The 9,238-nt window shown below is 58.0% G+C and carries 10 protein-coding genes; 4 read left to right on the top strand and 6 right to left on the bottom strand.

The window, feature by feature from the left end:
• Positions 1-82: 82 nt before the first annotated feature.
• Positions 83-1,273 (top strand): lipase family protein, encoded by a 1,191-nt coding sequence (locus ACFRFQ_RS09075; RefSeq protein ID WP_378655873.1) that lies wholly within the window; start codon positions 83-85, stop codon positions 1,271-1,273.
• Positions 1,274-1,321: 48 nt separating this feature from the next.
• Positions 1,322-1,765, top strand: coding sequence for a DUF5709 domain-containing protein (locus ACFRFQ_RS09070; RefSeq protein ID WP_378655870.1), 444 nt, complete (start codon positions 1,322-1,324; stop codon positions 1,763-1,765).
• Here ACFRFQ_RS09070 and ACFRFQ_RS09065 read toward each other — a convergent pair.
• From ACFRFQ_RS09065 to ACFRFQ_RS09055, 3 genes are all read right to left on the bottom strand, one after another.
• Positions 1,762-2,733, bottom strand: a complete 972-nt coding sequence (locus ACFRFQ_RS09065; RefSeq protein ID WP_378655867.1) for a GGDEF domain-containing protein — start codon at positions 2,731-2,733, stop codon at positions 1,762-1,764. The two genes, ACFRFQ_RS09070 and ACFRFQ_RS09065, sit on opposite strands and share 4 nt — an antisense overlap.
• A 607-nt stretch (positions 2,734-3,340) precedes the next feature.
• Positions 3,341-4,006, bottom strand: coding sequence for an RES family NAD+ phosphorylase (locus tag ACFRFQ_RS09060; RefSeq protein WP_378655864.1), 666 nt, complete (start codon positions 4,004-4,006; stop codon positions 3,341-3,343).
• 26 nt (positions 4,007-4,032) lie between these two features.
• Positions 4,033-4,776: a helix-turn-helix domain-containing protein gene (locus ACFRFQ_RS09055; protein ID WP_378655861.1), complete on the bottom strand. Its 744-nt coding sequence runs from the start codon at positions 4,774-4,776 to the stop codon at positions 4,033-4,035.
• A gap of 105 nt (positions 4,777-4,881) precedes the next feature.
• On the opposite strand from ACFRFQ_RS09055, the gene ACFRFQ_RS09050 reads away from it, so the two are divergent.
• Positions 4,882-5,904, top strand: a complete 1,023-nt coding sequence (locus ACFRFQ_RS09050) for a hypothetical protein (protein WP_378655859.1) — start codon at positions 4,882-4,884, stop codon at positions 5,902-5,904.
• On the opposite strand, the gene ACFRFQ_RS09045 is transcribed toward ACFRFQ_RS09050, so the two are convergent.
• Positions 5,901-6,386, bottom strand: a complete 486-nt coding sequence (locus ACFRFQ_RS09045) for a MarR family winged helix-turn-helix transcriptional regulator (RefSeq protein WP_378655856.1) — start codon at positions 6,384-6,386, stop codon at positions 5,901-5,903. The genes ACFRFQ_RS09050 and ACFRFQ_RS09045 overlap by 4 nt on opposite strands.
• A gap of 79 nt (positions 6,387-6,465) precedes the next feature.
• Between ACFRFQ_RS09045 and ACFRFQ_RS09040 the strand changes: the two genes are divergently transcribed.
• Complete coding sequence (locus ACFRFQ_RS09040; RefSeq protein WP_378655854.1) at positions 6,466-7,344, top strand: alpha/beta fold hydrolase; 879 nt, start codon at positions 6,466-6,468, stop codon at positions 7,342-7,344.
• 51 nt (positions 7,345-7,395) lie between these two features.
• Here ACFRFQ_RS09040 and ACFRFQ_RS09035 read toward each other — a convergent pair whose 3' ends face one another.
• Positions 7,396-7,890, bottom strand: a complete 495-nt coding sequence (locus ACFRFQ_RS09035) for a DUF664 domain-containing protein (RefSeq protein WP_378655851.1) — start codon at positions 7,888-7,890, stop codon at positions 7,396-7,398.
• A 459-nt stretch (positions 7,891-8,349) separates the two neighbouring features.
• Positions 8,350-9,108 carry an ArsR/SmtB family transcription factor gene (locus tag ACFRFQ_RS09030; RefSeq protein WP_378656319.1) on the bottom strand — a complete coding sequence of 253 codons (759 nt, stop codon included), beginning with the start codon at positions 9,106-9,108 and terminating at the stop codon, positions 8,350-8,352.
• Positions 9,109-9,238: the final 130 nt, after the last annotated feature.

Raw genomic sequence — 9,238 nt, 5'->3', positions numbered from 1 at the left:
TGCAGAGTGGCACCTACGGGGGAGTTTGTGCCTGATCGACACACCGGTAGAGGGGAATCAATTGAAATTCAGGACTAGGCGGATGCTTGCTGTGCCGATGCTGGCTACGCTTGTTGCAGTGCTAGCACTCTCGACAACCCCGATAACAGCGTCCGCTGCGCCGGCGTCACTGGACCCAGACCCGTTCTACGCACAAACCGAAGCTGCCACCGGACCCGTCGGCACACCCATCTCCGTCCGACGAGCCCCGGACCTCATAACCTTCCCGGGAGCCTCAATCTGGCAGGTGAATTTCAGATCGCTGAACTCGGCAAACAATCCGATCGTCGCCGTCACCACCGTCGTGATCCCTGCCAATCACGCTCCCAACGGCCCACTGTTGTCATACCAACACATCGTCAATGCGCTGGGAACCGAATGCGCACCATCGCGAGCGCTCTACAGCTCTGACCCCAGGAGCACGTACCGTGAAGCCGTAGCATTGAACATTGCACTACAACGCGGCTGGGCAATTGCCCTCCCTGACCATCTGGGTCCCACCAGCGCCTACGGCGCCGCGCGCCTCGGCGGACAGATCACGCTCGACGGAATCCGTGCTGTCCAGAAATTGCCCGAACTCGGGCTCACTTCCAGCCCCGTCGGAATCGCAGGCTATTCGGGCGGCGGTATGGCAACAGCGTGGGCAGCAGCACTCGCCCCGACCTATGCCCCGGAAATCAACATCGTCGGCGTTGCCGAAGGCGGCGTACCCATGAACATCACCAAGATGGCAAACGCCCTCGGACGCGATCCTCACCCGGCATTCGGTCTGGCATTCGCAGCTGCACTGGGCCTCGAACGCGAGTACCCGACCGAACTGCCACTGACCAGCCAGCTCAACGGTGTCGGACATGCTCTGGCTGCAGACTTAGCCAACGCCTGCACGACCCAACTCCTCATCACCGGAGCCGGTCGAAGCGCCACTGACGTGGCGCAGTCGACATCGATGCTGGACGATCCAGGCGCCATCAGCGTCATGAACGACAACAGTGTCGAACTGTATCCCGGGATCCCGACCGCGCCGGTCTACGAATGGCACAGTGCCACAGACAATCTGATTCCGGTCGACTCCGTCGTGGCAACGATGGCCCGATACTGCGCAGCAGGCGCGACGATCCAAAGTGTGTTGGGCCCTAATCTGGATCACCTCACAGTTGGCGCCATCGGACTGCCGGCCGCAGTCGACTACCTGCAGGACCGATTTGCCGGTCGACCGGCGCCGAGCAACTGCTGACATGAGCGTTCCGTGGCCAAATCTTGCGCGCGGTGGCATCGTGAAGACATGAATGATGCGGACGATACCGGCGCAGCAGCCGAAGGTAACTACAGCCTCGATCCCGACGACCAACTGCAACCGGAAGACACCTTGATAGATCGAGGCGTCGACGACATCCTCGACGAGGGGATTTCGCCGCCGGAGCGTCCCTATGCCCGCGGTGACACGGAAACGGGGGAGACCCTCGACCAACGCCTTGCCGAAGAAGAACCTGACCCCGCTGCGAAGCTGGGGGATCCGTTGAACGAACCAGGCGACGCAGAAGATGTTGTGCGCGAAACCGAATTTCCACCCGATCGTGAAGTGGGCAACCGCCGCGCAGGACGCCTTGTTGCCGAGGACGAAGGCCGCTACGAGGATGAGGAAAGCAACCTGGTGGCCGAGGACGTCGGTGTTGACGGTGCTGCAGCATCAGCAGAGGAAGCTGCCATTCACATCATCGAGGACTAGCTGGGCGACGTCATGACGATTGTGTGGACGTGATTTCCACCCAGCCGTTTACTCTCGTACATCGCGGAATCAGCCAGACGATGAAGAGCGTCGATTCCGGCTTCCTCGGCATCCGAATCCGGCCAACTACCATTGTGGACCGCGATTCCGATACTTGTTGTCGATCGTGGTTCGACAATCGGTGTATTCATTGCGGGGTGGATTCGCGAAATAAGAGCACCAACATCAGCGAGCGGCATGATCTGAACCACGATAAATTCGTCACCGCCGACTCTGGCAATTGCTGCGTCAGATCGCGCCCACCCGGTCAATCGATTCGCGGTTCGGATGATGACGCGGTCACCGACATCATGTCCGAAGGTATCGTTGAATTGCTTGAAATTGTCGATGTCGATGACAACAACCAACAATGACTGGCCGATCCCGGATTTAGATCGAATCAACTCTGCTGTACGACGAGCCAAACCACGGCGATTGAGAAGATCGGTCAGAGGATCGAGCTCCGAGCCCTGGGCGTCGTTGCTCAGAAGTACCAACGCAATCTGCGTCAGGAACGGAATGACGCTGATGACACTCACTGCAAAAAGGATTCGCCCAAAGGTTTCGAAGAAAGTTGTCGGTTCTGCTGTGAAGATGCCGCAACATGCTGCGATGACGATTGTGATCGAAAACAGCAGGTGAACGAGGTGAACACGCATATTGTGGAAGAAAGCGATATACGTACCGATCAGCCCGAACACCAGCGATCCGAGAAGTCGCTGATCAAGATCCGCTTCAGCGAGCACGATAATGGCGATCGACACATCGCTGGCGATGACAAACTGGAGCGAACGGTTTTTCGTGGTCGTCCATACCGGGTAGGCCAATCCAGCTATCAACGCGAGTACGCCGACAATCAAGTCGAGCGGAATGCTGCTTACTTGATCGGATACCGTTCCCAGGCGTTTTCCGACAATGGTAATTCCCATGGAAACAACCATGAGCCCGATGAGTATTCGTATGGTTTTCAAGAACCCGTTGCCACGAAGTAATCGGGTAAATCGATCAAATTGGTCAGGCATGGCGAGCCAGCGTTCGACCACTTCAAGTATGGGCTTCACTGAGCGCGTGGGCCTCGCGAACTCGTGTCCGGAAAGATGGGCATATTGATGAGTTTAGTCGTATATCGAATTTCTTAGAGGCTTCTGACGCCCATCGAATGAGCTCAATACGTCACAGTGACGTATTGAGCTGGGGGACGCGGACCCGAGAGGTCGCCAACTGATGACCAAAATCCCGGCCAGGGCCATCATGTGCCTATGCCTGGGCCAGATGGTACTGATTTCCGCAATCCAGGCCTGGAGGTTCGGGTATGGCGGTGTAGAAAGGTCTGGGCGACGACCGATTCACGCGGTTGCGACCGGACGAGCACACGGATGTACAGGATGGGGCGCGTACAGGTAGGCGCGGACACACATCAAGGGACATGGCATAGCGCAGGCCGTCCCTCCCATATCCCCAGGTCGCCAATTTGCCGATAATCTACATTATGTCAAGTAGTGTGGATCTGGACGTCTGGAGAACCTTCCCCAAGGATCAGACGCAGATTGAGCACACAGCTTCAGAGACGGTCTCGACGGCGATCCGTCGTTTCCTCATCTCGACCTGAAGTCGAAGCAACAATGGCGGGTGCTGCAGCGCATGGTCCAGGATCTTGCCGCCGCCATCGCGCCGCATTCGGACGCTCGAACCGCAATCCCACAACGCGAGCGCTTCGCCGTCTCCATACGCTGTCCGGTAATGAATCCCGCTGACGGAATCGCCGGCCGGTTGATCTTCGAATATTGCGCGGGCCCATTCCTGAGTTGATTCTCTGGGCACCGCACCTTGAGCGAGTGCGGGCAAGGCATTGATCGTCATCGCTGAACCCGGTCCGACCAGATCAAGCATGGTCAGCGTTACTGTTGGTTCCAGAATCGACACGCGATAGTTCGGACATACCTGTGCTACGCCTGCCTCGCCGAAGACCTCGCTGGCCGCCGTAGCAAGATTATCCGCGACGTACAGGACAGATCGACCATCTGGATCCAGTGCCGCCGGATTCGGCGTGTGATGATCGAATCTGCTCAACGGTCCGAACGAACGAAACGTCGCACCATCCGGCGCGTGCGCGCCGCGATGATAGATACGACACCACTGCCATGGCTCCCCTGATCCTGATCCGGGTGGAATCCATTGCCACAGAACGCCACCCGGACTCATAGGCCGCTGCGGTGACCCAAGGGATTTCACCATGCAGCGGCAGTGAGACGCTGCGCATGTGCGACGACGCCGTCAGGTCCGTGCGCAAGTATCTCCTGCACCGGCGTACGTCCCTTGAATTCGCTACTGGGTTTACTCATCCAGGCCGACAGGCTTACCGGTCCACCAGGAAATGCGGCTTGCAGTGCATCGAGGCGTGGAATGATGCCGGAAGCGCCATCAGGAATGAATTGCCATGCGGGCAAACGCCATTCACGTCCGCGCTTGAGACCGATCAGTTTGCCCTCGTCAATCTTCGCAGTGATTGCCTGCTCCCGAACACCCAGTAAGTGTGCCGCCTGTTTGCAGGTGAGCCCGGTGTCGATGAGAGCCTGCCTCACAGCAAATTGATCGGACAAGTCCCCCACCACAGCTTCAAGTGCTTCAGCTTGGGTTGGCGCCGGACCCCAGGATGCTTCATCCAGATCGTCACCAGCAGATACTGCGGATGAAACCCGAGAAATGTCATCGGAGTCCGCCTCAGCGAACAATTCGGTCAGTGCTGAAAGCAACTCGTCAGCCCCGTTCGAGGAAGTAGGAACGGGAGTAAAGGTGACTTTGTGGTCTGCAATCAACCGTTGCATAACCAAGTCGGCTTGTTCAGCCGATGCGTCGGCGGCAGCACGAACCGCAATGGCATCAGTCTCGGTGAGATCTGCGACGAGATGCAGGCGTGCTCGCCGCGCTTGTGACGTGGAGTCGCCGGTGCGGTGCTTCCGTGTAGCAACCATCAGATTTCCCCTTGCACAAGCTATGAAAGTAAACCGTGTTTTGATTGTAGCCTCGGCATCCGTTAAATGCAGGGCAGTTCGGTTCCCGACGACTAGCTTGAGCTCATGGACACCACCTCAGCGCTGATGGGCTCGCCACGTGGTCGATTCTTCTGCGCAAATATCGGCTATGCCTGCAGCAGGCACGAGCGAGCGTCGGGGTACAGCCGACCCCGGACGGTTGGCGACGTGATCGATGCCCTCGCGAACGTCGACATTGAAGCAATCGCCGCCTTGTCCGAAATGGACGTTCTCGACGGATTTGCTTATGCCGTGGATTTTGCACGGTACTGGCAGCCACCGGACGAGGACGACATCATGTTCGTTCTGCCCGAAGTTGTTGAGCTCCTCCTCCCCATCGCTCGGGCAGTCTTGGCGTCACCGCATACTCAGTGGTGGGCCGAGCCCGTCGACCTCGTTAATCAGCGAATAGTTCAGAAATACGACCGTACCGATGATCCCGGGGTGACTCCCCTGCACATCCGGCAGTTCGAGGACGGGTTGGAGCGGTGGCGAGCACACACATTGGACTATGAAGCGACGTTTGTCGAGTATCTGAAAGCAGATCCTGACAGGCAGATCGGCGGTGAATGGTGGTCGATCCCAGCCGCGAACGGGGCATACGACACATCTCGTGCCAGGGACGTCCTCGGAGCTATCGAGTTGATGCTCGTTGAAGACAACCCAGGATCAAGTATCGCCCATGTGTGGCCGGTGAGCGTCCACGGAACACCTCGGGTGTACGAGATCACCAGCCCCGCGGACTGGGCTCACCTCGTCGACACCTACCCCCTCGCCGTGCCGGCGTCGCGCCGCCACGTCTGGCACGAGACCACTGGCGAATATCGCGACTGGTTCATTCCGGATTGGAGCAAGGTAGTCAACGACTACGACGCAGTTCACCTCAGCATGATCGGGTATCTCACTACGCCTGGGATCGCGATTCCGCTGGCCCGCAACTCAGGTGCCACTGTGCTTGCCGGCTGGAATCCCGACACAATTTTCTGGCTGAATAGTAGCTTCATCACCGTCGATGGCAACATGACCGAGTGGCAGCCGAATGCCGAGAATCTCTGGGCGCCTGTCTAATCGCCTGGTGCCTGCGAACCTCGAGTCGCCTCGACCGCGGCACTCATTTTCGTCAAGAACTCGCCGATTGTCTCTAGTTGCGTCGGCGAAAAGGATTCCAAGACGTCTGTGGCTTGGCCGATCAGTGGGCCGAAAAATGACCATCCCAGCTTCTTGGCGCGATCGGTGACGCTGATGATCACGCGTCGACGGTCGCTCCCATCGCGTTCTCGAACCACCAGGCCTCGTTGTTCCATACGGTCGATCAAGGCTGTTACCGACGCGGAATTCAAGCTCAGTTGTCGACCCAGCCAACCGGGTGTTGCTGCTTGTTCCGCACGTTCAGCGTCAAGAAGGCTGATCAGCGCGCGTACATCTGTGGAATGGAGTTGATGCTCCGCTGCGAACTCGGCACCGAACAAGTCCAACTGAACGATCAACGCTCGCAGAAGATGCACCGTCTCGTGGCCGCTGGTCGTCGGCGCCCCATCCGTATCGGTCACTTCCACTCCTTCGCTCGACGAAATTATTTCCATTGTCTATTATCTCGACTATCGAGATGAATGAGGATGGAGTTTCTCAATGCCCACATCATCGATCGATCAATTCGCGGCAACCGATATCGGTGCTGCCTTTTACGCTGCCTACGACTCGGTACTGTCGACATGGCCAGTCGACACCACATCCGCCCTGCTTGAATCCGATTACGGCACAACTCATGTCAATGTATTTGGCCCTGAATCCGGTCCTCCGGTCGTTCTTCTGCCGGGAGGTGGTGCAACGTCAGCGGTGTGGTTCGGCAATGTGTCTGCGCTCAGCGCCCGGAGCAGGGTTTACGCCGTAGATTTGATGGGGGACGCAGGACGCAGTACCGCTCACGGCAAACCGATGAAGAGCGTCGACGACCTGCTTGGCTGGCTGACGAGTGTCATGGACGGACTCGACGTCGACTCCCCCAGCATTATCGGTCACTCGTACGGAGCCATGATCGCTTTGGCCTACGCACTACGCAACCCTGACAGATTAAGCCGGCTCATATTGATCGATCCCAATTCCTGCTTCGCCGGCATGCGAATGCAATACCTGATGCATGCGCTACCAATTCTTCTGCGCCCGAACGAAAAACGGGAACGGACGTTTATCGAATGGGAAACCGACGACGCACTCCTGGATGAGGATTGGATGTCCCTCCTCACGATTGGTGCAGCCCACTTTCCAAAATCGAAGACGATCGTGCCGAAGCGGCCCAGCAAGAAGACGCTGGCGGAATTTTCTGTCGATACGACGGTCATTCTGGCGGGGCGAAGCAAAGTTCATGACAGTGGCCGCGTTGCGACGTCGATCGGTGCATCACTCCCCCACGCCAAGACTTTGATTCTCGCTTCGGCGACACACCACAGCCTGCCGATGGTGCCGGCAGAAGACCTGAACGCCGCGCTTTGCTCTGCTCTGCGGTCCTAGTCGGTTGGCCAACCGCAACGCGCGAATTCGCTGCCGCGATACCGATCTGGTTCAGTCAACCGCATGATCGTCGTCGGCCAGTAGGTCGCGGGTGATTTCGAGCTGCCCGAGATGCTGAGCTAGCTCGCGCACGATATGCAGCAGCATCCACGTAGCGCTGGCAGTTCGAACGGTGTCACTGCGTGTAGTGCCGGTGGTCGTTCGGTCACGTACGCCTTCTGCCAGGGCGATGGCAGCTTGCTGGGGAAAGTTTTCGCGGACACGGTCGAGTTCGACGCACAGGTGCTTCGGGTCTCCGTGCGAGCGAAACTCGCTTTCACGGTCGCGAGGGATGCGCAGACCGGCGATCAGTGAGCCTCCCCAATAGTAGACCACGCCGACGCAGTGGATCCCTATTGCGTATGGACTGTTAGCGCCTGGCAAGCGAGGGGCGCGATTGGCTTGCTCGCTGGTCATATCGGCGAGAATCGCCTGTATCGCGACCAAGGACTCGTCCGCGATGGATACGACGGCTTGGTACGTATCGTTGCCAGTGTGGTTTGTCATGGTTGGCAGAGTAAGAGACCTGCCGGCAGAATTCGCGTCGACAACCCCCTATGCAGCGACATTGACATCACGATCGATCCCCCATCCGCCGACGACTCCCCTCTTCTGTGCGATTTGCGGGACATTTTTGAGGTCGTGGTGAGGATAGTTGTCTTCCTGAGGTGTCGTGGTGCTTACGCGACTGTGCCGATATATTCGGAAAAATATGCGGTTCCGTCAGCGGCAGATATTGAACACTTCGAATACGAGAGTGGCGGCAGGACGTCGATTCTTTAGCGAACAATCCCGTCCGAACAGCCAACGTCGACCGAAAACCGCACTATCACATGGGATTTCTCTGAAGTAGGCCGACTTTCACCCCCCTGGGCGCTGCACGACACTACCTCAATCACTCCCCTGCGGTTGCCGGCGGCCGGTTCACGAGGTCCTCCCCTTCCCCGTGAACCGGCCGATTGCCCGTCAATTGGCCGACATCTCCCACGGCGTGTCAGGAAGGACATGTCCGGTCTCCAGCAGCGACTTGAGGTTGGAGAGAATTGCGGGCCATCCGAACGAAATGCTGTTGTGAGCTTCTTCGTCGGCGAGGTTTTCATGCACCACTGTGAGGCGAACGATCGAGCCGTACGGTTCGATCGTGTAAGTGACCTGTGAGGTGGCATCCGCGCTGAGATTGTCGGGAGACGCCCAGGATGTGACCAGCCGGTGCGGCGCTTCACTTTCGATCACCGAGCCCACGACATCAGCGATACCGGAACCATCGGTCCGACGATGTTCCCACTGGGATCCGACGTTCCAGTCCGAGACGTTCTGATGGCCCCAGTACGCCGCTGTGATGTCGGAGTCGGTGAGTGCTCGCCACACTGCTTCCGGCGTGCTCTCGATGTAGGTGACGTACTTGTAGGTGGGTTTGACGGTCATTTCTGCCTCCGCATGTCGTTTGATTGCACTCAGCGTCTGAAGTCGTGAGTGTTCGAAAGTGCCGATCCATCGTTCGCGAATCTCCTCGAGCGGAACGGGATTGAGATAATGGCGCTTTTCTCGACCATGGCGTACGTGGCTCACCAGATTTGCCGCCTCGAGCACGGCCAGGTGTTGGGTCGCCGACTGGCGGGTCATGGTCACACGCTCGCATAACTCCCCCAGCGTCTGACCATTGTCTTCGCGGAGGCAGTCGAGAAGGAACCTGCGCGTTGGATCCGCCAGTGCTTTGAAAACCAGGTCGGTAGATGACGCCATGGACACATAATATGCAGTCATTTACCTGCATGTCTATAGCCCATTAGAGACCGATCAGTTCGAACTCTCGCAAACCTGTCGGTCTGTATCGCTACCATCGTCCAATCCCCCA

The organism is Rhodococcus sp. NPDC056743, assembly GCF_042790355.1.
Taxonomy (GTDB): Bacteria; Actinomycetota; Actinomycetes; order Mycobacteriales; family Mycobacteriaceae; genus Rhodococcus_F.
Note: the sequence above shows the minus strand (reverse complement) of the source record. Positions and strands in the feature narration are given on the sequence as shown.